The following is a 24,103-nucleotide window of genomic DNA, read 5'->3' as shown; positions in this document are numbered from 1 at the left end:
CGACCTCCTGCGCCCGGCGGGCTGGCTTCGGCAAGTTGGCAAACGACAAGTTTCGGTCAATCCTGGGCCAATGCCTGCCGCGCTATCGGCGCAGGACGGGAGGAGGGGCAATGCCGACGCACAGCGCATGATATCGTCGCACCGGATCCGCACGTCGATCGTTGTCGCCTCGGTGCTGATGATGCCGGTCGGGTGCGCGAGCTATCGCCCCGCGCCGCTCGATCCCGCCGCGACCACGCTCATGCCGCCGGACCTCGCGATCATATCCGCCGACGCCGAGCGTATCGATCGTCCCTATATCCGGCCCCAGGTAATCGACTGGACGCAGCCGCTTTCTCCCGATGCGCTGGCGATCGTAGCCGTGCTCGCCAACCCGGACCTCAAGGCGTTGCGATCCAAGCTGGGCGTGGCGGAGGCGCAGGCGTTCTCGGCCCGGCTGCTTCCGGATCCCACTTTTCAGGGCAATTTCGACAAGCTGCTCGCAGGACCGGACGCCTTCGACGCTCTGGGCGGGCAGATCGCGCTGGACCTGAACCAGCTCCGCACCGCACGGATCACCCGCCGCGGCGGCGAGGCAAGTCAGCGACAGGTCCGCTTGGACCTCGCCTGGTCCGAGTGGCAGACCGCCGGTCAGGCGCGCCTGCAAGGCGTGCGTATCCTCTCGCTGGTGCGGCAGCTCGTCATCGCTCAGGCAAGCGCCGCCTCCGCCGAAGCCCTGTTCGCCTCCGCCGAGCGCGCGGGCGCGCGCGGCGACATCTCCGGATCGGACGTCGACGTTCGTCGTCAAGCGGCGCTCGATGCGGCCGTCAGGGCGCGCGCGACGGAGAATGATCTCGTGACCGCTCGCGGCGAGCTGAACAAGCTGCTCGGCCTGCCGCCGGAGACCAGTCTGAGGCTGGCCGCCGGCGCCGAGCCGGTCGCGCCCCCGCCCGCGCCGGCGCTGGTCGCGCAGGCCGTCGACCGCAGGCTCGACCTCCAGGCACTGCGCTCGGGCTATGACGCGGCGGAAGCGGACGTCCACAAGGCCGTGCTGGATCAGTTCCCGAACCTGTCGCTGGCGATCGCGGGTGCCCGGGACACGAGCGACAATCGCACCATCGGTCCCGCGGTCGGGTTCACGCTGCCGCTCTGGAACCGTAATCGCGGCGGCATTGCGGTGGCGACCGCGACCCGCGGACAGCTCAAGGCGGAGTATGAGGCGCGTCTCTTCCAGACCCGTGCCGAGATCACGGCAGCGACGGTCGGCCTCTCGGTACAGCGTCGGCAGAGGACGGTACTGATCGCCCAGATGCCTGCCATTCGGCGGATCGCGGTAAGTTCGATGGCCGCCGAGCGCCGCGGCGACCTCTCGGCCGCGGCCGCCGCGACGGCCGAACAGGCGGTCCGCGATCGCGAATTGACGCTGCTGCAGCTCGATCAGCAGATCGCGGAGAACAGCATTGCGCTCGAGCTCCTCTCGGGGAGCCTCAGCGAGGGATGGAGCCGATGAGACGACTGATTGCCTTGCTGCCGCTGCTGGCCCTCGCGGGCTGCGGCTCCGGCGGCGGAGACGAGGACGAGGCCGCGAAGAGCGATCCCGTCGCGCTGGTGCGTACCGCACCGGTCCAGGCCGGGGCCACGTCGGATCGGACGATCGTCTACGGCATGGCGGAGGCCGGGCCTGGAGGCGAGCATACTCTCGTGGCGCCCGCCGAGGCGATCGTCGACCGGATCGTCGCGCCGAACGGCACCGCCGTCACGGCCGGGCAGGCGGTGGTCAGGCTGCGGCCGAGCCGGACCAGCGCTTCCGACATCGCCAAGGCGGCGGCCGATGCCGCCACCGCCAGCGCTGCCTACGCACGCGCGCGTCGGATGCGCGCCGACGGGCTCATGTCCGATGCCGACGTGGAGACTGCGCGGGCGGCGGCCGATACGGCGCGCGCGGTTCGGCTCAACCTCGGGTTGTCCGGTGCGGGCGGCGCCCTGCGCGCGCCCGTGGCTGGCGTCGTGCAGGGCTTGAACGCGAGGTCGGGCGATCAGGTCGCTGCCGGTGCGACGCTGGCCACGATTGCCGTGCCGGGCGACCTGCGCGCGCATCTCGGCATTGACCCGGCGATCGCGCAGCGCGTCCACGCCGGCCAGCCGCTGCAGCTCGACAGCTTGGCGAGCGGAGATCATGTCGCGGTGCCGGTGTCTGGCGTCGACAGCCAGGTCGACCAGACGACGCGGCTGGCCTCGATCTACGCGCGCATTCCCCGGGGTTTCTCCGTGGGACCCGGAGAGTCGCTACGCGGCGCGCTGGCGCTCACCGCGCAGGCGAACGGCCTCACCATCCCCTACTCGGCGCTGCTCGACGATGGCGGCAAGAGCTTCGTCTACACGGTGAGGGGTGGAGTGGCGCACCGCACGCCAGTCCTGCCCGGCAACTCGGCGGGCGATCGCATCCAGGTGCTGAGCGGGCTCGCGGCGGGAGACAAGGTCGTCACCGAGGGCGGCACGGCGCTCGACGATGGCATGAGGGTGCGCGAGCAGTGAGGGAGCTTGTGCAGCGGCACGGCCGCTCCATCTCGCTCGCCGTCTTTCTCGTGACGCTGGCGGGACTGGCCGCCGCGCTGCGGCTGCCGGTCACGCTCTTCCCGCACATCGACTATCCTCGCGTGGTCGTCTCGATCGACGCGGGCGAACGCGATGCGACGCAAATGGCGGCCGACATCACGCGGCCAGCCGAGATCGCGCTTCGCGCCATCCCCGGCGTCACGCAGATCCGCTCCACCACCAGCCGTGGCTCGGCCGAGGTGGCGCTGAGCTTCGACTGGGGCGACGATATGGTTGCCGCGACCCTCGCCACCCAGGGCGCGCTCGCGACGATCCTGCCCGACCTGCCGAGCGGCACCCGATTCAGTGTCCGCCGTTCGGACCCCACCATCTTCCCGGTGCTCGGCATATCGCTGACGTCGCGCACGCTGGACGGCGTCGCGCTCGCCCAGCTCGCCCAGCTCCGCGTCCGCCCGCTGCTCTCCACCGTGCCTGGCGTCGCCGGCGTCGACGTGCTCGGCGGCGCGACGCCCGAGATGGAGGTCGAGGTCAATCCCGCGCGGCTCCAGGCGCTCGGCCTCACCATCGCCGACGTCGCCACCGCGCTGGGCTCCGCGAACAGCGTCGCCGCCGTCGGCCGGATCGAGGACCGGCATCGCCTATACCTCGCGCTCGTCGACGACCGGCTGACGACCGAGGCCGACATCGCCGACGTGCCGGTGAAGTCCGGCACCGCCGCCGGGGCCGGGGTGGCCACGCTGGGCCAGCTCGCCACGATCCGGCGCGCGCCGGCGCCGGCCTGGACCCGCGTGACCTCGAACGGCACCAACGCCGTGCTCGTCAACATCCGCCAGACCCCGACCGCGGACGCGGTGGATCTCGCGAAGCAGGTGAACGACCGGCTGAAGGGTGCGAATCTTCCGGCCGGCGTGGACGTGAGCTTCTTCTACGACCAGTCCGAGCTGGTCACGGGCGCGGCGCACGCGGTGCGCGACGCCATCTTGCTCGGCGCCCTTCTCGCCGGCGTCGTGCTGTTCCTGTTCCTGCGCTCGTGGCGCCTGATGGTCATCACCGCGATCCTCCTGCCGGCCGTGCTCGCGGCGACCTGCCTCGCGCTCTACGCGCTGCACATGAGCTTCAACATGATGACGCTCGGCGGCATGGCGGCGGCCGTGGGCCTGATCGTCGACGACGCGGTGGTGATGCTGGAGCATCTCATGCGCCGTCTGCAGGAAGCGGAGGGCGACGCCGACCGGCCCTCCCTCCTGGCGGCGGCGCGCGAGATGGCGCGGCCGCTGCTCGGATCGACACTGGCGACGATCGTGGTGTTCCTGCCGCTCGCCTTCATCTCGGGCGTGACCGGCGGTTTCTTCAAGGCGCTCGCCGTGACCATGGTGGCCGCGCTCGGCGTGTCGCTGCTCTACGCCCGGTACGTGCTGCCGCTCGTCGCGCACCGCTGGCTGACGCTCAGGGACGCCGAGGCGGCCGACCGGGCCGAGCGCATGACCGACGCGATCGCCACCCGCTACGAGCGGCTCGGCGTGCGGGCGCTCGCCCGGCCGGGGCTGTTCGCCGGCCTTGTCGCCGCAGTGCTGGTCGCGCTCGGCGCGCTCGCCTGGACGCACATAGAGTCCGGCTTCATGCCGGCGATGGACGAAGGCGGCTTCATCCTCGATTACAAGGCGAAGTCGGGTGCGGCGCTCAGCGACACGGACCGCCTGCTCCGGCAGGTCGAGGCGATCATCCGTCGGACGCCCGAAGTATCGAGCTACTCGCGTAGGACCGGCGTGCAGCTTGGTGGCGGATTGAGCGAGGCGGACGAGGGCGATTTCTTCATCCGCCTGAAGGGCGGCAGCCGCCGCCCGATCGACGAGGTGATGGCGGAGATCCGCTCGAAGATCGAGGGACAGGTGCCCGGGCTCGAGATCGAGACGGCGCAGCTCATGGAGGACTTGATCGGCGACCTGACCGCCGTGCCTCAGCCCATCGAGGTCAAGCTGTTCGGCGACGACGATGCGCAGCTCGTAAGATCGGCCGGCAGGGTTGCCGATGCGATCGGCAAGATCGAGGGCGTCGTCGAGGTCGTCAACGGCTTGCGCGTGGCGGGCGATGCGATCGACGTGCGCGTCGACCGGGCCGCCGCGGCGATCGCAGGGGTCGATCCCGACGCGATCGCCCGACAGGTCGAGGCCGCCGTCGGCGGCACAGTCGCCACCCAAATCCTCTCGGGCGAGCAGGTCATCGACGTGCGGGTGCGCCTGCCGCAGGAGCTGCGCAGCCGCGCGGACGCTCTGGGCAAGTTGCTGATCCGCGCGCCTGACGGACGGACCGTCACCTTGCAGTCGGTCGCGAAGATCAGCATCGCCGCCGGCCAGCGCCAGATCACGCGGGAGGATCTCGCACCGATGATCCCCGTCACCGCGCGGCTTGAGGGCAAGGATCTCGGGACCGGCATGGCCGATGTGAAGCGGACGATCGACGGCTTGCACCTGCCCGTCGGCGTCCGGGTCGACTATGGTGGGCTCTACGCGCAGCAGCGACGGTCCTTCGCGGACCTCACCACCGTGTTCGTCGCGGCGCTGCTGCTCTCCGCGTTGCTGCTCACGCTGCTGTTTGAGCGATGGGCCTATACGGCCGCGGTGATCGGCACGGTGCTGCTGTCGACCACCGCCGTGTTCCTAGGCTTGTGGCTTACCGGCACCGAGCTCGACATATCGGCGCTGATGGGCCTCACGATGGTGGTCGGCATGATTACCGAACTGGCGATCTTCTTCCTTGCCGAATTGCCCGTCGCGGGTGCGATCACCGCGTCGGGGCTGGTCGAGGCGGGCCGCGCGCGGTTGCGGCCGATCCTGATGTCGGCGCTGATCGCCGTGCTGACGCTGCTACCGCTCGCGCTGGGTATCAGCCGTGGCGCGGGCCTGCAGGCCCCGCTCGCGACCGCGATCATCGCCGGTCTCGTGATCGGCGCGCCGCTCGTGCTCTGCTTCCTGCCGATGCTGCTCCTCCTGTTCGGCCGTCGCGACCGCAGCGCGCCCGACCCGATCGCCCGTCCCGCCTGAGAGCGCATCCCACACGATCGGAGTAGAAGCATGCAACTTCGTCATATGCCTCAGGTCGACGCGAGCTACTGGGCCGCGATCACGCTCGCCAGCCTGTTCGGGACGAACCTCGGCGACTTCTACGCGCACGAGAGCGGCCTCGGGATCGTTCCGGGGCTGGCGATCCTCACAGCCGTCGCGGCGCTGGTCTTCCTCGTCGAGCGCCGCGATGAGGCTCCGCGCGAGCTCTACTACTGGCTGGCGATCATCATCATCCGTACCGGGGCGACCAACATCGCCGATTTCCTCGCCTACGACGCGGTCGGACAGATCGCGCCGGAGGGCGGCCGGTCGGGATTGGCGGACGCGCTCGTGCTCGCGCTCACGGCCGTGCTCGCCATCCTGCTCGCGCTGTTCGGCTGGCTGTCGATCCACCGGCGGGACGCGTCGGAGAGCGCGGCCGAGGAGACCAGGGGCATGCCGGCGACCGGTGGCGCCTATTGGGCGGCGATGCTGAGCGCCGGCGTGTTCGGCACGGTGGCTGGCGACGTCTGCTCCCATGCCGTGGGCCAAGGAGCCGCCTCGCTCCTGCTGGCGGTGGCGCTCGCCGGGGCGCTCGCGGCCTGGAGCGCGGGCGGCGTGCGCCACCTGATGCTTTACTGGCTGACCGTCGGCGTGGCGCGCACGACCGGCACCGCGATGGGCGACTGGCTGGCCGAGAGCAGCACCGCGAATATCGGCCTGCCGCTCGCGACGCTCATTACCGGCGTCGCTTTCGTCGCCGTGCTGGTATGGCGGTCGCGCGGCTCGGATCGGAGCTCGTCGCTCGCCGGTTGAGGCTGCAGCCTTCGTGAGATGTTCGAGCCACTCGGACGCCAGCCGTTACGCGTTCACCTTACGCGATGGTTGAACGCGTCCGGCCGGCTCACGCCTCGCCCGCCTCCGGCGCTGCCTTGCCGCGAGCAGGCGATAGAGGCTGGGCAGCAGCAACAGCGTCAGAATGGTCGAGGTGATGATCCCCCCGATCACCACCGTCGCCAGCGGCCGCTGGACTTCCGCGCCCGCTCCCGTGGCGATCGCCATCGGGACGAAGCCGACCGAGGCGACCAGCGCGGTTGAGAGCACAGGCCGCAGCCGGTCGTGCGCACCGGTCCGCACCGCTTCGTCCACCGGCAGGCGGGCGCCGCCGCTCCGCCCGTCGCGCAGGCTGTTGATGTGGTCCACCAGCACCAGCCCGTTCAGCATCGCGATGCCCGACAGCGCGATGAGGCCGATCGCCGCGGTGATCGAGAAGGGCATGCCACGTACCCACAGCGCCAGCACGCCGCCCGTCACCGCGAAGGGGATGCCGGTGTAGACGATCGCTGCCTCGCCCACGCTGCCCAGCGCCGCGTAGACCAGGAGGAAGATCAGTAGCAGCGTCACCGGCACCACCACCGAGAGCCGCTTCTGCGCCGCCTCGAGCTGGTGGAACTGGCCGCCGAACTCGATGCGATAGCCGGGCGGCAGCTTGATTTGGCTGTCGATCGCCGCCTCCGCCTTCCGGACATACCCCTCGAGATCGCTGGTCGAAAGATTGACCATCAGCGCGGCGCGGCGCTTGGCATCGTCGTGGAGGATCGGCTCCACCGTCGGCGCCTCGACGAGCCGCGCGACGCGGGACAACGGCACCATGCCGTACTCGCCGACGCGCAGGGGCAAAGCGAGGATCGCCGCGCCGTTCGCGCGCAACGCTTCCGGCATCCGGACAACGATCATGTGGCGAGCCTCGCCCTCCGGGATGAAGCCCACCTCCGCGCCCGCGATCGCGTCGGTGATCGCGCTGTTCACCTCCTGCGTGCCGATCCCGAGACGGAGCAGCGCGGCGTGATCGAGCTGGACGACTATGCTCTTCGGGCGCCCGGCGGTCTCGAACTCGACGCTCTCGGTCCCCGGGAGCTTCTCCAGTATCGCCTTGGCCCGGGCGGCCGCGTTTTCCAGCACGTCGTAATTCTCGCCGAACACCTTGACGGAGACGTCGGCTCGCACTCCTTCGAGCATCTCGTTGAAGCGCATCTCGATCGGTTGCGCGAATTCCAGGCTCTGCCCGGCATAGACCCGGCGGGCGACCTTCTCGATGCCGGCGTTGAGCTCGTCCTTGGTCCTCGGCCGGCCATCGCCCCTCGGCCAGTTCTTCTCCGGCGCGTAGAAGATATAGAGGTCGTTCTCGTTGGGCGGCATCGGATCAGTCGCCACCTCGCTGGTGCCGATCCGCGAGAAGGTGTGCGTCACCTGCGGAAATTGCTTCCGGATCGCGCGCTCGGTCTCCTCCTCGATCGCCAGGCTATGCTCGAGCGACATGCCCACCGGCCGGTAGACCATCGCGGTGATGGAGCCTTCGTCGAGCTGCGGCGTGAATTGGGAGCCGAGCGTCCGGAAGACGAGGAAGGTCGCGGCCATCAGCAGGATCGCGCCGGTAGCCAGGAGGAGCGGGTGGGCGAGCGCGTGATCCAACGCGGGCACGTAGGCGCGCTCGGCATGGCTCATGATGCCGCGGTGCCGCTTCTCGCCCTCCGCGCGTGCCGCGGGCGCGCGAAGCAGCCAGGCGGACAGCGCCGGCACGATGGTGAACGTCCAGGCCAATCCGGCGACGATCGCCAGCATCACCGCCTGCGCCATCGGCTGGAACAGCTTTCCCTCGACGCCGCCCAGGCTCAGCACGGGCACGTAGACGAGCGCGATGATCGCGATGCCGAAGAAGGTCGGGTGGGCGACCATCCGTGCGGCGGTCGCGATCGTCTCGCGGCGTTCCTCGGCCGTCAGCTCATCGCTCTTGTCGCGCCGCCTCTCGGCGAGCAGCCGCAGGCTGTTCTCGACGACCACGATCGCGCCGTCGACAATCAGGCCGAAATCCAGCGCGCCGAGGCTCATCAGGTTGCCCGACAACCCGATCGCATGCATCCCGGTCACCGTCACGAGGAAGGCGAGCGGGATGACGAGCGCGACGATCAGCGCCGCGCGCCAAGTGCCCATGACGACCAGCAGCACCAATGCCACCAGCAACGCGCCTTCGCCGAGGTTGCGCTCGACGGTGTGGATGGTGCGGTCGACCAGGTCCGCGCGGCTGTACTGCTCGTGGATCACCATTCCCTTGGGCAGCGCCGCCTGGATGGCGGGAAGCGCATCCCGCACGCGCATCGCCACCTGCCGGCTGTTCTGGCCGACCAGCATCATCGCGGTGCCGAGCACCGTCTCGCGCCCGTTCTGCGTCGCCGCACCCTGTCTCGGTGCCGAGCCGATCGCGACGTCCGCGAGGTCGCGGACCTGCAGGGGCAGGACACCGGCGGCGAACTTGACCGGGATCGCGCCGATCTCGGCCGCGGTCATCACCCGCGCGTCCGTCCGCACGGTGAAGCGCTCGGCACCGCGCTGGATGATGCCGCCGCCGGCATTCTCGACGTTCTTGGCGACCGCCTGCGCCAGCTCGGCGGCGGTCACGCCATGGCTGGTCAGTCGCGCCGGATCGGGCTCGACGACGAACTGCTGCTCGAAACCGCCGTTCGAGTTGACGTCCGCCACGCCTTCGACAGCGCGGAGCATCGGGCGCACGGTATATTCCTGCGCCTCGTAGATCTCCATCAGCTGGCGCACCGGGTCCATGCCTGCGGGCGGCCGCTTCCATTCAAGCGTGTAGTAGTAGATCTCGCCGAGCCCGGTGGTGATCGGGGCGAGCTGTGGAGCGCTGCCCGGCGGCAGCTGGGCCGTGACGGCCGTCAGCCGCTCGGTGACGAGTTGGCGCGCGCGCAGCTGATCGGTGCCGTCCTTGTAGAGGAGCGTGACCTGGCTGAGGCCGGTCTTCGTCAGCGACCGCGTTTCGTCGAGGCCGGGCTGCCCGCCCATCGCGCGCTCGATCGGCAGCGTCACCAGCCGCTCGATCTCCTCCGGAGCGAGTGCGGGGACCTGGGTGTTGATCTGCACCTGTACGCCGGTGATGTCGGGAATGGCATCGATCTGAAGGCTCGCGAAGGCCCACAGGCCGACCGCGGCGACAAGCGCCGCGACGAACGCGACGGCGAGCCGGTGTTGCGTCACCCTGCGGAGCAGCCCGGCGATCATTGGGTAAGCGCGTTGCCGCCGTTCAGCGCCCGCAGTTGCAGCAGCGCGTCCAACGCCTCGCGTCGGGTGTCGAGCACGGCGTTGGTGGCGTCGATGTAGGACTGCTGCATCTGCATGTACGTCGCGAGCGGGACCGCGCCGAGGCGGTAGTTGCGGTCCGCATCTCGTGCGGCATCGGCGAAACGCTCAGGCGAGGTGCCGTTCCATCGCGCCAGTGCCCGACGCTTCGCATTATACTGCGCCGCCTGATCGAACACCTCGCGCGCGATGCGTCGTTCGGCGTTCACGAGCGTAGCGTTCGCCTGCGCCTCGCGGCCCTGTTCGGCGGCCACGTCGCCAGCCTGCCGATTCCAGAGCGGGAGGCTGGTGGACAGGCGCACGCCGTAATTGGTCTCGCGCGTGTCCGACCGCGAGCGATCGAAATAGGGGCCGACGCTGACGATGGGAATGCGCGATTTGCCGGCGAGATCGACGCGGAGGCCTTGCTGCTCGAACTGCGCGCGAAGCGCCTTGAGCTCGAAGTTATTGGCGCTCGCGTCGGCGGCCAGCCTGGCGCCGGGCGGCAGGTCGGGCAGGTCCATGTCCGGCCTCACGATCCGAATACGCGCCGTGAACGGTGCCCCGCGCAACTGGTTGAGCTCGTAGAGGATGGAGTTGGCCTCCGCGTCGGCCGTGCTGGCGGTTCGTTCGGCGCTGATCGCGCCGGATTCCAGCGATGCGACCTCGAGCTGCGGTGCCGGCCCGGCCGGATCGCGCGACACCAACACGCGTGCGAGCGTTCGCATGCGGGTCGCGACGCTCCTTGCGGCGGCCGCCTTCTCGTCGGCGGCGAACAGGCCGTAGCCGAGGGATCGGGCGCGGCTCGCGAGGGTGGCGTCGAACTGCTGCAGCCCGTTCCGCGCCAGCTCGACCTGTCGCTCCGCGATCGCGCGCCTGAGCGCGATGCGTCCGCCGAACTCGATCGGCTGCACGATCGACACGGCGTAAGCGGTTCCGTCGCCCAGCCCGGCGCCGGTGACCCGGTCATTCTGGCGACGCTCGCCGAACTCGACCACCGCCTCCGGATCGGCCCAGCGGCCGGCCGCCTGCCGCTCGATGCCGGCCGTCCGGATCTGCTGCTGGTAGAACTGCCGCTCAGGATTGTTCGTCACGACGTCCTGCGCCAGGCGGTCGAGCGATACCGCCGTACCGGCCTGGCCGTACGCCGCCGCGGGGACGGCGGCCGCCAGCATGGCCACGGCGATCATCCGCATAATCCACCACTCCCATCGGCGTCCTGCGCCCGTTACCGGCTATCCCGAACCGCCGTCGACTAAATCCGGGTTCAGAGTCTGAAATGCTATTCAATTGACGCGCTCGATCAACGCCGGCGAAGAGGGGCCGTGACGCACATTCTGTTGATCGAGGACGATGCCGGTACCGCCGCCGAGATCGCGCTCGAACTGACGGCTGGCGGCTATCGAGTCACGCACCGCGGCCTCGTGGCGGACGGCTACGTCGTCGCGCGCGACGTTTCGGTCGATCTCCTCATCGTCGATCGGCAGCTTCCCGATGGTGAGGGGCTGGACTTGATCGCGGGATTGCGGGCGGAGGGACGCAGGACGCCGGCGCTGGTGCTGAGCGCGCTCGGCACGCTGGACGATCGGGTCCGTGGCCTCCGCGCCGGCGGCGACGATTACCTGCCGAAGCCCTTTGCCCTGGTTGAGCTGGTCGCGCGGGTGCAGGCGTTGCTGCGCCGTCCTGACGAGAGCCGCGACACCAGGCTGATCGCGGGTCCCCTCGATCTCGATCTCCTCGCGGGCACCGCGACCCGCGCCCAACGGGCGTTGGACCTGCTGCCTCGCGAGCTGAAGCTGCTCGACTATCTGGTGAGGCGCCCGGGGCAGGTCGTAACCCGGTCCATGCTGCTTCAGGACGTGTGGGGCTATACGTTCGAGCCGAACAGCAACGTGGTCGACGTTCACATGGGCCGGCTTCGGCGCAAGGTGGACGGGGAGGGCGAGGCGCCGCTCATCCGCAACGTCCGCGGGCAAGGCTATGTCTTCGATGTTCCGGCCTAACCCCCGCGCGCGCGCGACATGGCGCTGGGGCGGCGCGATCGCCGCGCTGCTGGTCGCGCAATCCGTCGTTCTCGCGGCGTTGTTCTGGGCCTTGGCGACGGGCAGCCATCGACGAGCGGCCGAGAACGCGTTCGCGGCGGAATGCCGGAGCTTCGCCGAGCTTTCCGCCCCGCGTCGACCTGCGGAGCTGCGCGCCATCCTGTCTCGCGACATACATCGCGACCGCTTCCTCGCGTTGTTCAACCGGACGGGCGGGCGGATCGAGGGCAATGTCGCCGGCGTGCCCGAAGGCGCGGCACCGGAACGTGCCTCGTTCGTCGTGCCCGTCCGGCCTACGGAGTTGCCGGGAAAGACCAGCGACATCGCCCGCTTGAGGCTTTGCATGATGCCGGACGGCACACGCTTGCTCACGGGAGTCGATCTCGACGATGCCGAGGAGGCACTGCGGGTGATCGGCCGCTCGCTGGGGATCGCGCTGTTGCCCGGCGTCATCCTGGCGCTCGGCTTCGGATTGCTCGCCGGCCGCCGCGCTGCGCGGCAGGTGGATGCGGTCGAGCGACTGACCGAGCGGATCGTGGCCGGCGATCTCGATCAGCGCCTCGTGGTCGGTGATCAGCCCGATAGTTTCGGCCTGCTCTGCGCGCACATCAACGCGATGCTCGATCGCTTGCAGCTCCTGGTGGCGGAAGTGCGCGGCGTCGGCGACGACATCGCGCACCAGCTTCGCACGCCGCTGACCCGACTCCGTGCCCGGTTGGAGCGCAGCCTGCGCGATGCGGAGGTTCCGGCGTCGTTCCGGGCGATCGCCGATACGGCGCTTGCGGACATCGACATGCTTCTGAGCATTGTCGCCGCGCTTCTGCGGATACGCGAGCTGGAGGACACCGCCCGCCGCAGCCGCTTCGCGCAGGTCGACCTCACGCGATTGGTGGAAGACGCTTACGAGCTTCATAGGCCGAGCGCGGAGGATCGCGGCATCGAGCTTCGCTGCGAACTGGGCGCCGTCCCGTCCGTCGAAGGCGACGCAAGCCTGCTGATGGAGGCGATCTCCAACCTGATCGACAACGCGATGAAATTCGGACCTTCCGGCGGCCGGGTGATGCTGTCGCTTGCTTGCGCGGCGGGCGCGCCGGTCATCGCGGTGGCCGACGAGGGGCAGGGCGTTCCGCTCGCCGAGCGTCCGCTGGTGACGCAGCGCTTCTACCGGCTTCGGCACGACTGCGAGGGAGCCGGGCTGGGGCTGAGCCTGGTACAGGCGATCGCCGACCTGCATGGCTTCGCTTTGCGGTTCGCAGATCGGGGAAGCGCGGTATTGCTGATCTGCGCGCCCGAGCCGCCGAACGGTCTCGCGAGCGCTTACGGCGCGGCTTTCGGCAAGGCGATTACGTGAGGTTCCCAATGGCAGGTTCGTCGGCAGATACGCTCCACGGCTTCGTCCAACGATGAGACTGTTCCGCGAACTCGCCGAGCAGGAAGTGCTCGCCCTGGCGATCTCGAACGAGGAGGAGGACGGGCGGATCTACGCCGACTATGCCGGAAGCCTGCGCGACCTCTACCCCGATACCGCGGGCATATTCGACGAGATGGCGGCGCAGGAGGAGGATCACCGCCGGGCGCTCATCGACCTCTACGTCGAACGCTACGGGAGACACATTCCCTACATCACTCGTCGCGACGTTCGCAGCGCGCCCACGCCCAACTCACCTCGCGCCGTCCTGCTGAAGGGGCTCGATGCGGTGCGGCGGGAGGTCGAGCGGATGGAGCATGACGCGAGTCGCTTCTACCGCGAGGCGGCGGACCGATGCACCGACGCGCCGGTGCGCAAGCTGCTCGGCGATCTCGCCTCTGCCGAGCTCGATCATCTTCGCTCCGCCGGCGAGATCGAGCAGGAGAAGCTCGCCGGCGGGCGCCGCGAACGCGAGGACGACGACGCACGTCGGCGTTTCGTGGTTCAGATCGTTCAGCCCGGACTCGTCGGGCTGATGGACGGCTCCGTCTCGACGCTGGCGCCCGTGTTCGCCGCGGCGTTCGCCACGCATCGGCCCTGGGACGCCTTTCTCGTCGGCATGGCGGCGAGCATCGGAGCGGGGATCAGCATGGGATTTGCCGAAGCGCTCGCCGACGACGGAAGGTTGTCGGGACGGGGTGCGCCACTCATGCGCGGACTGATCTGCGGGCTGATGACGATCCTTGGCGGCGTCGGCCATACGCTGCCGTTCCTCATCGCCGATTTCTGGGCGGCCATCGTCGTCGCCGCAGCCGTTGTCCTCGTCGAGCTCAGCGTCATCGCGTGGGTCCAGTATCGTTTCATGGACACGTCGCCGGCATCCGCGGCGGCGAAGGTCATGCTGGGGGGTGCGCTGGTGCTGGCGGCCGGCATCGCGATCGGTAGCGGGTGATGGAGTCGGGTGCCCATCTCCAGCATCAGGCCTCGTCGGCGAACGGCGTAGATCGGATGCCACCGGCCTGTTCCGAACAGTTCCCGACCCGATCCATGCAGCCGCCGCGACGATCGGCGTTGTAAGGTAGACCGTATGGCAACGGCAAGCCTCAAGCCAGCGGACCTCGCGGGAGAGGGCAAGCGGCTGACGGGAAGGCCTCTTCTGCGGCAGCAGTCGACTCGGGCCCGATCGGGAGATCTCGGCCGGCCGGCGAGACCGCTCCTGCCTTCGCTTGCCGCCCTCCTGTTCGCGCATGCCACCTCGGTGGCGGCACAGGATGCTGGCGAGCCGCCACTGCCCTACATGTCGCCGAGCCGGATCGACAGCGCGATACCCGATCGGGCGCGGCCGCAGCAGCCGCCCGGCCAGACGCTGCCTCTCAGGCCCGGCCGGCGGCTGAGCTTCGACACCGCCAGCGGCACCTGGATGTCGCTCGATCTCTCGCCCGACGGACGACGGATCGTTCTCGACCTGCTCGGGGACCTCTATGCTGTCTCTTCGGCCGGAGGACGCGCGACCCGGCTGACCTCGGGGCTCGCGTTCGACACCCAGCCGACCTTCTCGCCCGACGGACGGCTGATCGCGTACGTCAGCGACGCCTCGGGCGCGGAGAACCTCTGGTTGGCCAAGCCCGACGGCACGGGCGCGCGTCAACTGACCTTCGGAGACGACGACACGGCGCTGACGTCGCCAGCTTGGTCGCCGGACGGCGGTTCGATTTACGTGAGCCGGTATCGGCCGGACCTCAACAGCTACGAACTCTGGCGTTACGACCTTGCCGGACGCGGCGCGCTGATCGTGCCGATCCGCAAGGCGCCTGATGCGCCTCGCGACACTTGGAAGGCGACGCTCGGCGCCGCACCGACGTCCGATGGTCGCTTCCTCTACTTCGCGCAGCATGTCGGCGGCCTCGACCTCGTCGATCCCGGCGAATGGACGATCGTGAGGCGCGACCTGGCGAGCGGGCGCGACGAGACGGTCGTCGCCGAACCGGATGGGCCGCGGAAGAGCGGCAACCCGGGCGCCTCCTTTCGACCGATGCCGTCGCCAGACGGCCGGCTACTCGCCTACGCGTCGCGACTGGACGGGCAGACCGAGCTCCGCGTCCGGGATCTCGCCACCGGCGAGGACCATCGCCTGGCCTACCCCATAGAGCGCGATCAGCTCCAAGCCTCGATGTGGCAGGATCTCGAGCCGCGTTACACGTTCACCCGGGACGGCAAGGCTATCATGCTGAGCGCCCGTGGCGGGATCGAGCGGATCGAGATCGCCGATGGCGCCGTGACCCGCATTCCCTTCACGGCGCACGTCGACATGCCGATCGGCCCGTCGACCCGGCAGGACATTCGCGACATCGGCGGTCCGGTGAAAGCGCGCCTCATCATGGCGCCCGTCGCGTCGCCCGACGGCCGCACCTTGGCTTTCTCGGCCTTCGGCCGCCTCTACCTCATGCCGCTCGACGGCCATTCGCGGCCAACGGAGTTCGCGCCCGGCGGCGATCCCGCCTTCCAACCGAGCTGGAGTGCCGATGGGCGTCGGCTCGTCTGGGTCCGGTGGAGCGAGCGTGGCGCGGGTGCGGTGTGGTCGGCACCCGTCGACGGATCACGGCCGCCGAGCCGGCTGACCGACGTGCCAGCCTACTATACCTACCCCGTGTTCACGCCCGATGGCAGCCACGTGCTGGCCGTGCGATCCGGCCAGACGCAGCGCCTCGACCTTTATATGGAATATGGCAGGTTGCGTGACGCCGATCTCGTGGAACTGCCCGCGACAGGCGGTCGGGCGCGAACCGTCATGCACGCGGTTATCGGCGGTCGTCCGCAGTTCGCGAACGGAAACGCCTACATCCTCGCCGATGATGGGCTCGACCTCGTCGAGCTCGCGTCCGGTCGACGATCGCTCGCCGTGTCGGTCAAGGGGCCGGGCTGGTATTTTCAATATGGCGCGGTGCCGGTCGACGACGTGCGGATCAGTCCCGACGGCCATTGGCTCCTCGCGCAAGTGGCGCAACAGCTGCACCTCGCCAAGATGCCGGCGCCCGGCGCCACTCTCGACCTGTCGAACCCGCAGACGCCGCATCGGCGCGTGACTTCGGCCGGCGCCGATTATTTCGAGTGGTCGGCGGACGGGAAGGCGATCGAGTGGTCGACGGGCTCCACCTTCCATGCACGCCCGCTCTCCGGCGTCGCGCTGGACAGCAGGCCGAACTGGACGGCGGACGAGCCCAGCGGCGAAGTCGTTTATCCGGCAGACGTGGAGCGCCCCTTCGCCGCCGCGCCGAGGCGCCTTCTCCTGCATGGCGCCCGCGTGCTGACGATGGCCGCTGGCGATAGAGTCATCCCCGATGCTGACATCCTGATCGAGGACGGCCGTTTCCGGGCCGTCGGCAGGGCCGGCAGCATCGCCGTGCCGCCGGGTACGCCGGTGCGGGACCTGACGGGGCAGACGGTCGTGCCGGGTTTCATCGACACCCACGATCATATCGCAACCGTCCGGCGGGATGTGCTGGGGCTGGAGGAGTGGGGCCTTCGCGCGCGACTGGCCTACGGCGTCACGACAAGCTTCGACCCGTCCACGCTCACAATCGACATGCTGCCTTACCAGGATCTGCTGGACAGCGGGCTGATGATCGGCCCGCGAGTGCGGCAGACCGGGGTCGCGCTCTTCTCCATGCAGCGTTTCTCCTCGCTCGACGAGGTGATGTCGGTGGTGCGGCGCTACCGCGACGATTACCGGATCTACAACATCAAGGAGTATCGCACCGGCAGTCGCCGCGTCCGCGAATGGGTGGCGATGGCGTGCCGCGCGCTGGGCCTGCAGCCGACCACCGAAGGCGCGCTGTCCATGAAACTGGACCTCTCGCAGGTGATCGATGGCTTTGCCGGCAACGAGCATGCGCTGGTCGCGTCGCCCCTGCAGGACGACGTGCTGACGCTGATGAAATTTGCGCGCACGAGCTACACGACGACGCTGAACATCACGAACGGTGGCCCCGAGGGCGAGAATTGGATGATCGCTCGCGATGATCCGCACGACGACCCCAAGATCCGCCGCTTCTGGCCTGGTGTGGCGATCGACCAGGTCTTTCTACGCCGGCCCTGGTGGCGGCTCTCGGAATACCGGTTCCCGTCGATCGCGGCTGATGCGGGCGCGCTCCAGGCAAGAGGAGGGTTGGTCGGGATCGGGAGCCATGGCGAAACCCCGGGCATCGGCTTCCACTGGGAGATGGAGCTGCATCAGCTTGGGGGGATGAGCCCTGCGGCTGTGCTCCAAGCGGCGACCATCGGGTCGGCGGAGACGATCGGCCGCGCTTCCGATCTCGGCAGCATCGAACCAGGCAAGGTAGCCGACCTCGTCGTGCTCGGGAAGGATCCCCTCGTCGACATACGGAACACGCGAGCCGTCGTGCAGGTCATGCGCGACGGAGTATTGTACGATGCATCTGACCTCGAACAATTATGGCCTTTAAGGAAGCCGCTGCCGCCGGCTTGGTTCGCGGACGACTCAGCCAACACGCGCTGGTCGCCGGCGACGTCCGACGACGCGGCGAGGACGGATCAACGGCCCGCCGTCTCGTCGCGAAAGAACGACTGTCAGCGCGGTGGCGATGCGGACAGGACGGTGGTGCCGCAATTTCCACCGCCCGATCTTGCGTCATCATCCTGCGCCGTGTCGGCGGTCGCGCGATGATCAATCCGGTTGAGGGATCGCGCGGCTCATCAGGAGAATGGCTCAGGTCAGCACTCATCCGACCTGATCACGTGTAGGCTCAGGCCACATCGCTCTTCGGAGGTCATCAAATCCTGAGAGACGAAGTTTCAACTACAGCACCATCACGACGCGTGTATCGGCAGGGATTGAACGAACCCGCTGACGCGGGAGGGCGTGGTTGTCGGAGGGCAGTTCCCTAATTGGGTTGGTCGCTGGGCTCGCCAGCCTTCGCGACACGATCAGGCCTCGGCCATCAGGCGATAGCCGATGCCGATCTCGTTCCTGATCACCAGCGGCTGCGCCGGATCGGTCTCGAGCTTCCGTCGAAGGTTGCGGACCACGATCCTGAGATACTCGATGCGCCGATCCTCCTCGAGCGGCCACACCTGCGCAAGGATGCGCGAATGCGTGACGACCCGCCCGGGCGACAGGGCGAGCTGCGCGAAGACGTCGAATTCCTTGCGGGTGAGATGCACTTCGATGTCGCCCTTGCAGACCTGGCGGTTGGGAAGGTCGATGCGCAGGTCGCCGGCCCGCAGGATGGGGCTGTTGCCCTGGACGATCACCTTGTGGCGCAGTGCCGCTCTCAGCCGGGCGAGCAGTTCCTCGCCATCGAACGGCTTGGTGACGTAATCGTCGGCCCCGAGATCAAGCGCCGCTACCTTGTCGTCGGTCGACTCCCGCGCGGACACGACCAGCAAGGGAACCCGCGCCCGGCGAAGCAGGGTCGGCACGAGTTCCAGCCCGTCCCGATCCGGCAGCCCGAGGTCGAGCAGGATGGCGTCCGGCTGCGCATCGGCGGCGCGTTCCAGCGCCTCCCGTCCCGTCTTCGCCTCGACCACTCCATAGGCGGCGCGCGTGAGCGTGCCGTGCAGAAGCCGCCGAATGTGAAGATCGTCGTCGACGACCAGGATCTTCTGTCCGCTCATTCGCCCACCTCTTCCGCATTACGGACGAGCAGCGCCTCCGGGAAGCGCAGAATGAAGCAGGCGCCGCGCTTGTCCGGCCGGCCCTTCGCGCCCACGGTCATCCCCATGGCTTCGGCGAAGCCCTTCACGATCGCCAGCCCGAGCCCTGTGCCGCCCACCACCCGGTCGGAGCCCTCGAGCCGGCGGAAGGTTTCGAACAGTTCGGCTTCCCGGCCCGGCGGCAGGCCAGGCCCTTCATCCACCACGGACAGGCACAACTCGCCATAGTGGCGTTCGGCGACCACCGTGATCGGCGTACCCGGGTCGGCGTAGCGTCCCGCATTGTCCAGGAGGTTGAGCAGACAATGATGGAAGAGCTGCGGATCGACCAGCACCAGCGGCAAGTCGGGTGAGACCCGGAGGTCGACCGCATGTCCGGCGAGAGAACGGCGCGTGTCGGCGATGGCGCTCCCCACCGCGTCGGTCAGGTCCGTGGGTTCGACGTTGAGCCGCATGGCGCCCGCCTCGACCCGCGCCATGTCGAGCAGGTTGGAGACGAAACGGTTCAGGCGGATCGCCTCGCTCTCGATCATCGTGAGGAGCGGATGATCGATCTCGCGGCGAAGCTCGGCCGCTCCCGCCAGAACGGAGGTGAGCGGCGTGCGAAGATCATGGCTGACCGACGACAGCAGCGCCGAGCGCAGGCGGTCACGCTCGCGTACCGCATCCACGTCCCGCATCTCGGCTTCGAGGCGGAGCCGCTCCAACGCCAGCGCGGTCTGATCGGTAAGGCTGCCGAGCAATGTGAGCTGATCGGCGCGAACCGGATCTCCGCCGTCGTCCCGGGCGAGACCGAGCACCGCCAGCACGTGCTCGCCGGCCCCGAGCGGCCGGAACTGCCAGTCAGACGCGGTCAGCGTACCCGTTCCGCGGCCGGCGGGCTGCCCGGTATCGCTCACCCACTGCGCGGCCGCCATCTCCATCGTCTCGAGACGCGGTTCCGGTGCGCTTGAGGCCTGGACCGAGAAGCCGGCCGTGCTCTCCTCCAGCAGGACGACGCGCAGGTCCATAAGTCGACCGATCTCCGTACAGGCCGCCCGAGCGACCTCGTCCGAGGTTTTGAGCGAGGTCAGCTGGCGCAGATAGCCGGCGAGCGCGGCATTCGTTCGGGCGCTGGTCGCCGCGAGATCCGCCTGAACGCGGACGCGGGACGTGAGCTGGCTCGTAACGAACGCGACACCGAGCAAGATCACGATCGACAGCAGGTTCTCAGGATTGCTGACGGTGAGCGTATAGGTCGGCGGCAGGAAGAAGAAGTTGTACGCAAGGCTCGCTGCCAGGCCGGCGAACAGGCCGGTCCGCAAGCCGAACAGGCTGGCAGCAGCCATGACGGGCAGGAGAAAGAGGAGCGCGATGTTCCCGAGGTTCAGGATGTGCTGGAGCGCCAGGCCGCTGGCGGCGACGACCGCCACCATCGCCGTGGTGCAGGCATAACCGGCCGGCGTTCCCCAGCCCCGCGAGAGTGCCGCCATCGGTATCATGGCGGCGGCGTGAAGCCGTTTCTCGTCCATCGGCAGGACGTGGACGGCGACACCCGGCGTTTCCCGGACGAGACGGTCGACGACCGAACCGTGACGAAGCTCGAACAGCCTGGATCGTGCCGACTTGCCGACGATCAGCTGCGTGGCGCGTGCATCGGTCGTGAAGGTCTTCAAGCCGTCGATCACGTTGACGGCCGGCACGGTCGCGACATCGCCGCCGAGCTGGGTCGCGAGCGCCAGCACTGCGGCGATGCGCTTATGCTCCTCCGCTCCCAGTTGGCGCGTCCGCGCCGTCTCGACGTGAACGGCCGTCCACGGCGCATGCTGGGCATCGGCGATGCGCTTGGCGGCACGTACCAGACCTTCGGCACCGGGCAGCTCGCTCACCGCGGCGACGATCCGCTCGCCACCCGCCCAGGTGCCGCCCAGCGCGTTTGCCCGGACATGCTCCAGCATCTGCGCGTCGACGGCTTGCGCGGCGCGCCGCAGCGCCAACTCGCGGAGCGCCGACAGGTTGGACTTTGAGAAGAAGTGGCTGAGCGCCCGGCTTGCCTCCTGGGGCAGGTAGACCTTGCCCTCTTTCAGCCGCTCGATCAGCTCGTCGGGCGGGATGTCGACGACCTCGATCTCCGCCACTTCGAGGATGCGGTCGGGCACGGTCTCGCGCACCCGCACGCGGGTGAAGGATGCGACGACGTCGTTCAGGCTCTCGACGTGCTGGATGTTGATCGTGGTGAAGACGTCGATGCCGGCGTCGAGCAGCTCCTCGACGTCCTGCCAGCGTTTGGGGTGGCGACTGCCTGGCGCGTTCGAGTGGGCAAGCTCGTCCACCAGGGCGAGCTGGGGCCGGCGCTCTAGAAGCGCGTCGAGATCCATCTCCGCGATGCTGTGCCCCTCGTAAGTGATCGCGCGGCGCGGCAGGATCTCCTGTCCCTCGGTCAGCGCCTCGGTCTCGCGGCGGCCATGGGTCTCGACGACGCCGACGGCGACGTCGACGCCCGAGGCGCGACGGGCGGCGCCTTCGGACAGCATCTCGAACGTCTTGCCGACCCCAGGGGCGGCACCGAGGAAGATCTTGAGCTTGCCCCGTCCTTCCTGCGCGGCCTGGCGCAGGAAGGCTTCGGGGGCGGGTCGGTCGCGCTCGGGCGTCAATGCCGCGCGTTCGCCGCAGCGGCCGCGTCCAGCGCCCGGTTCAGCGCCAGGACATTCACGTGCGGCTCGCCGAGGAAGCCTGCAAGCGGTTGCTCGACATGGCTATCGACGAGCTCGCGCACCTTCGTCGCGGGCAGACCGCGCGCGCGGGCCACGCGCACGACCTGGGCGAGCGCCGCTTCCGGCGACAGGTCGGGATCAAGCCCCGAGCCCGAGGCGGTGACGAGATCGGCGGGGATCGGTCCCGTCACGCCCTCCCGGCGACGCTTGGCGATATCGGCCTTGACGCGATCCGCGAGCGCCTGCGCCGCCGGACCGAAGTTTGAGCCGGAGGAAGCTGTCGGATCGTAGCCGTTCTTGCCGGCGGCCGACGGCCGGGTCTGGAAGTAGCGGTCGCTGGTGAACGCCTGACCCAACACCGTCGAACCGATTACCCGGCCACCGTCTCGGACGAGGCTGCCGTTGGCGGCGGAGGGGAAGACCAGTTGGCCAAAGCCCGTCATGAGCAAGGGATAGGCGATCCCCGTGAGCAAGGCGAGGAGGAGCGTGAAGGCGATGGCCGGCCTGAAAGCGGAAGAAATGTCGTTGTTCATGATCCGGACTCCTCAGGCCAGGCCGATGCCATTGACGATAAGGTCGACCAACTTGATGCCGATGAAGGGCGCGACGAGGCCGCCGACGCCGTAGATCATCAGATTGCGTCGGAGCAGCGGGCCGGCGGCCATGGGGCGGTATGTGACGCCGCGCAGCGCGAGCGGCACCAGCGCGGGGATAATAAGCGCATTGAAGATGATGGCGGACAGGATCGCGCTGTTCGGAGATCCCAGCCGCATCACGTTCAGTACGGCGAGGCCAGGATAAAGCACGATGAACATCGCCGGGATGATCGCGAAATACTTGGCGACGTCGTTGGCGACCGAGAAGGTGGTGAGCGCGCCGCGGGTCATCAACAACTGCTTGCCGAGCCCCACGACCTCGATGAGCTTGGTCGGATCGCTGTCGAGATCGACCATGTTGCCGGCCTCGCGCGCCGCCTGGGTGCCGGTGTTCATCGCGACGCCGACATCGGCCTGAGCGAGCGCGGGCGCGTCGTTGGTGCCGTCGCCGCACATCGCCACCAGCCGGCCGCCGGTCTGCTCCTTGCGTATCAGGTCCAGCTTGTCCTCGGGTGTGGCCTGGGCAAGAAAGTCGTCGACGCCCGCCTCGGCGGCGATGGCGGCGGCGGTCAGGGGGTTGTCGCCGGTGATCATCACCGTGCGGATGCCCATCGTGCGCAGTTCGCCGAACCGCTCGCGAATACCGGCCTTGACCACGTCCTTGAGGAAGATGGCGCCGAGCAGGCGGCCGTCCCGGGCCACGGCCAGCGGCGTCCCGCCCGCGCGGGCGATCTCGTCGGTGATACGCCTCAGCTCGGTTGCCGCGGCGGTCGTTCCGGCGCCGGGATTGGCCTTCAGTATCGAGTCGACGGCACCCTTCTGGATGAGGGCGTCGCTGGTCCTCACGCCGGAGATGCGCGTCTGGGCCGTGAACGGGACGACTTCGGCGCCGTCCGGAAGCGCGGTGCGCGTCACCCGGAACTCGTCGCGCGCCAGCACCACGATCGAGCGGCCTTCCGGCGTCTCGTCGGCGAGGCTCGCGAGAAGTGCCGCCTCGGCTAGCTCCTCCACGCGCGCGCCGCCGACGGGCCGGAACTCGCTCGCCTGGCGATCGCCGACGGTGATCGTGCCGGTCTTGTCGAGCAGCAGCACGTCGACGTCGCCCGCCGCCTCGACCGCGCGTCCCGACTTGGCGAGCACGTTGTGCCGCACCAGACGGTCCATGCCGGCGATCCCGATCGCGGACAGGAGCGCCGCGATCGTCGTCGGGATGAGGGTGATGAGCAAGGCCGCGAGCACGACGACCGGGATCGTGCCGCCGGCATAGCTCGCGAAGCTCGGGATCGTGGCGACGGCGATCAGGAAGATGATGGTCAGGCCGACCAGCAGGATGGTGAGCGCGATCTCGTTGGGCGTCTTCTGCCGCTCGGCGCCCTCGACGAGCGCGATCATCCGATCGAGGAAGCCCTGGCCGGGATCGACGGTGACGCGCACCTTGATCTGGTCTGATATCACGCGCGTGCCCGCGGTAACCGCCGAGCGGTCGCCTCCCGCCTCCCGGATCACCGGCGCGGACTCGCCGGTGATCGCCGCTTCGTTGACGGACGCGACGCCCTCGATCACCTCGCCGTCGGCCGGGATCAGGTCGCCGGTCTCGACCAGCACGACGTCGCCGGCGCGGAGCTGGCTCGCCGCGACGTTGTCGGTGCGTCCGTCCTTGAGCTTCTTGGCGGTGAGCTCGGCCTTGGTGGCGCGCAGCGAGGCCGCCTGCGCCTTGCCGCGTCCCTCCGCGAGCGACTCGGCGAAGGTGCCGAACAGCACGGTGAGCCAGAGCCAGATGATGAGCTGGAGCTTGAAGCCGATCGCCAATCCATCATCGCCGACGTTGATGAGGACGGTGAGGAGCAGCGCCACGCAGGCGGTGACGAACATCACCGGGTTGCGGATCAGCTCCCTCGGGTTGAGCTTGCGGAAGGCATCGCCGATCGCCGGCAGCAGAAGGTCGGCCGTGAACAGCGACTTGGTGGAGGCACGGGCCATGATG

14 protein-coding genes are annotated in these 24,103 nt (G+C 69.0%); 8 read left to right on the top strand and 6 right to left on the bottom strand.

Going from position 1 to position 24,103, the window contains the following annotated elements:
- The first annotated feature begins 127 nt into the window (after positions 1-127).
- From ACOFKX_RS05740 to ACOFKX_RS05725, 4 genes are read left to right on the top strand one after another with little or no spacing between them, the layout of a single operon-like run.
- Positions 128-1,489: a TolC family protein gene (locus ACOFKX_RS05740; protein WP_419826104.1), complete on the top strand. Its 1,362-nt coding sequence runs from the start codon at positions 128-130 to the stop codon at positions 1,487-1,489.
- Positions 1,486-2,514, top strand: a complete 1,029-nt coding sequence (locus ACOFKX_RS05735) for an efflux RND transporter periplasmic adaptor subunit (RefSeq protein WP_419826103.1) — start codon at positions 1,486-1,488, stop codon at positions 2,512-2,514. Before ACOFKX_RS05740 ends, ACOFKX_RS05735 begins: the two co-directional genes overlap by 4 nt.
- A complete protein-coding gene (locus tag ACOFKX_RS05730; protein WP_419826102.1) occupies positions 2,511-5,576 on the top strand; it encodes an efflux RND transporter permease subunit in 3,066 nt (1,021 codons plus the stop codon). The genes ACOFKX_RS05735 and ACOFKX_RS05730 overlap by 4 nt, the downstream gene beginning before the upstream one ends.
- Before the next feature lie 30 nt (positions 5,577-5,606).
- Positions 5,607-6,392 carry a hypothetical protein gene (locus ACOFKX_RS05725; protein ID WP_419826101.1) on the top strand — a complete coding sequence of 262 codons (786 nt, stop codon included), beginning with the start codon at positions 5,607-5,609 and terminating at the stop codon, positions 6,390-6,392.
- Between the two features lie 45 nt (positions 6,393-6,437).
- On the opposite strand, the gene ACOFKX_RS05720 is transcribed toward ACOFKX_RS05725, so the two are convergent.
- Positions 6,438-9,650, bottom strand: a complete 3,213-nt coding sequence (locus ACOFKX_RS05720) for an efflux RND transporter permease subunit (protein WP_419826100.1) — start codon at positions 9,648-9,650, stop codon at positions 6,438-6,440.
- Entirely contained in the window at positions 9,647-10,903 is a 1,257-nt protein-coding gene (locus tag ACOFKX_RS05715; protein WP_419826099.1) for a TolC family protein, read from the bottom strand. The genes ACOFKX_RS05720 and ACOFKX_RS05715 overlap by 4 nt, the downstream gene beginning before the upstream one ends.
- Before the next feature lie 129 nt (positions 10,904-11,032).
- Here ACOFKX_RS05715 and ACOFKX_RS05710 point away from each other — a divergent pair, with 129 nt between their 5' ends.
- The 4 genes from ACOFKX_RS05710 (at position 11,033) to ACOFKX_RS05695 (ending at position 17,841) form a co-directional block, all read left to right on the top strand.
- On the top strand, positions 11,033-11,710 hold the full coding sequence (locus ACOFKX_RS05710; RefSeq protein WP_419826098.1) for a response regulator transcription factor: 678 nt from the start codon (positions 11,033-11,035) through the stop codon (positions 11,708-11,710).
- Positions 11,697-13,100 carry a sensor histidine kinase gene (locus ACOFKX_RS05705; protein ID WP_419826097.1) on the top strand — a complete coding sequence of 468 codons (1,404 nt, stop codon included), beginning with the start codon at positions 11,697-11,699 and terminating at the stop codon, positions 13,098-13,100. The genes ACOFKX_RS05710 and ACOFKX_RS05705 overlap by 14 nt, the downstream gene beginning before the upstream one ends.
- 52 nt (positions 13,101-13,152) lie before the next feature.
- Complete coding sequence (gene mbfA / locus ACOFKX_RS05700; protein ID WP_419826096.1) at positions 13,153-14,109, top strand: iron exporter MbfA; 957 nt, start codon at positions 13,153-13,155, stop codon at positions 14,107-14,109.
- A gap of 306 nt (positions 14,110-14,415) precedes the next feature.
- A complete protein-coding gene (locus ACOFKX_RS05695; protein ID WP_419826095.1) occupies positions 14,416-17,841 on the top strand; it encodes an amidohydrolase family protein in 3,426 nt (1,141 codons plus the stop codon).
- A gap of 260 nt (positions 17,842-18,101) precedes the next feature.
- On the opposite strand, the gene ACOFKX_RS05690 is transcribed toward ACOFKX_RS05695, so the two are convergent.
- Genes ACOFKX_RS05690 through kdpB form a run of 4 tightly spaced genes read right to left on the bottom strand, consistent with a single transcriptional unit; the run spans position 18,102 to position 24,099 of the window.
- Positions 18,102-18,791, bottom strand: a complete 690-nt coding sequence (locus ACOFKX_RS05690; protein ID WP_419826094.1) for a response regulator — start codon at positions 18,789-18,791, stop codon at positions 18,102-18,104.
- On the bottom strand, positions 18,788-21,463 hold the full coding sequence (locus tag ACOFKX_RS05685) for a DUF4118 domain-containing protein (protein ID WP_419826093.1): 2,676 nt from the start codon (positions 21,461-21,463) through the stop codon (positions 18,788-18,790). Before ACOFKX_RS05685 ends, ACOFKX_RS05690 begins: the two co-directional genes overlap by 4 nt.
- The gene (kdpC, locus tag ACOFKX_RS05680; protein WP_419826092.1) at positions 21,460-22,056 is read right to left on the bottom strand and encodes a potassium-transporting ATPase subunit KdpC; all 597 of its coding nucleotides are present in this window, start codon (positions 22,054-22,056) and stop codon (positions 21,460-21,462) included. The genes ACOFKX_RS05685 and kdpC overlap by 4 nt, the downstream gene beginning before the upstream one ends.
- A 12-nt stretch (positions 22,057-22,068) precedes the next feature.
- The gene (gene kdpB / locus ACOFKX_RS05675) at positions 22,069-24,099 is read right to left on the bottom strand and encodes a potassium-transporting ATPase subunit KdpB (protein WP_419826091.1); all 2,031 of its coding nucleotides are present in this window, start codon (positions 24,097-24,099) and stop codon (positions 22,069-22,071) included.
- Positions 24,100-24,103: the final 4 nt, after the last annotated feature.

The organism is Sphingomonas sp., from assembly GCF_965200105.1.
Lineage (GTDB): Bacteria > Pseudomonadota > Alphaproteobacteria > Sphingomonadales > Sphingomonadaceae > Solisphingomonas.
Note: the sequence above shows the minus strand (reverse complement) of the source record. Positions and strands in the feature narration are given on the sequence as shown.

Coding starts and splice junctions, on each gene's coding strand:
- ACOFKX_RS05740 (WP_419826104.1), top strand. CDS start 128: ATGATATCGTCGCACCGGATCCGCACGTCGATCGTTGTCGCCTCGGTG.
- ACOFKX_RS05735 (WP_419826103.1), top strand. CDS start 1,486: ATGAGACGACTGATTGCCTTGCTGCCGCTGCTGGCCCTCGCGGGCTGC.
- ACOFKX_RS05725 (WP_419826101.1), top strand. CDS start 5,607: ATGCAACTTCGTCATATGCCTCAGGTCGACGCGAGCTACTGGGCCGCG.
- ACOFKX_RS05720 (WP_419826100.1), bottom strand. CDS start 9,650: ATGATCGCCGGGCTGCTCCGCAGGGTGACGCAACACCGGCTCGCCGTC.
- ACOFKX_RS05715 (WP_419826099.1), bottom strand. CDS start 10,903: ATGCGGATGATCGCCGTGGCCATGCTGGCGGCCGCCGTCCCCGCGGCG.
- ACOFKX_RS05705 (WP_419826097.1), top strand. CDS start 11,697: ATGTTCCGGCCTAACCCCCGCGCGCGCGCGACATGGCGCTGGGGCGGC.
- mbfA (WP_419826096.1), top strand. CDS start 13,153: ATGAGACTGTTCCGCGAACTCGCCGAGCAGGAAGTGCTCGCCCTGGCG.
- ACOFKX_RS05690 (WP_419826094.1), bottom strand. CDS start 18,791: ATGAGCGGACAGAAGATCCTGGTCGTCGACGACGATCTTCACATTCGG.
- kdpC (WP_419826092.1), bottom strand. CDS start 22,056: ATGAACAACGACATTTCTTCCGCTTTCAGGCCGGCCATCGCCTTCACG.
- kdpB (WP_419826091.1), bottom strand. CDS start 24,099: ATGGCCCGTGCCTCCACCAAGTCGCTGTTCACGGCCGACCTTCTGCTG.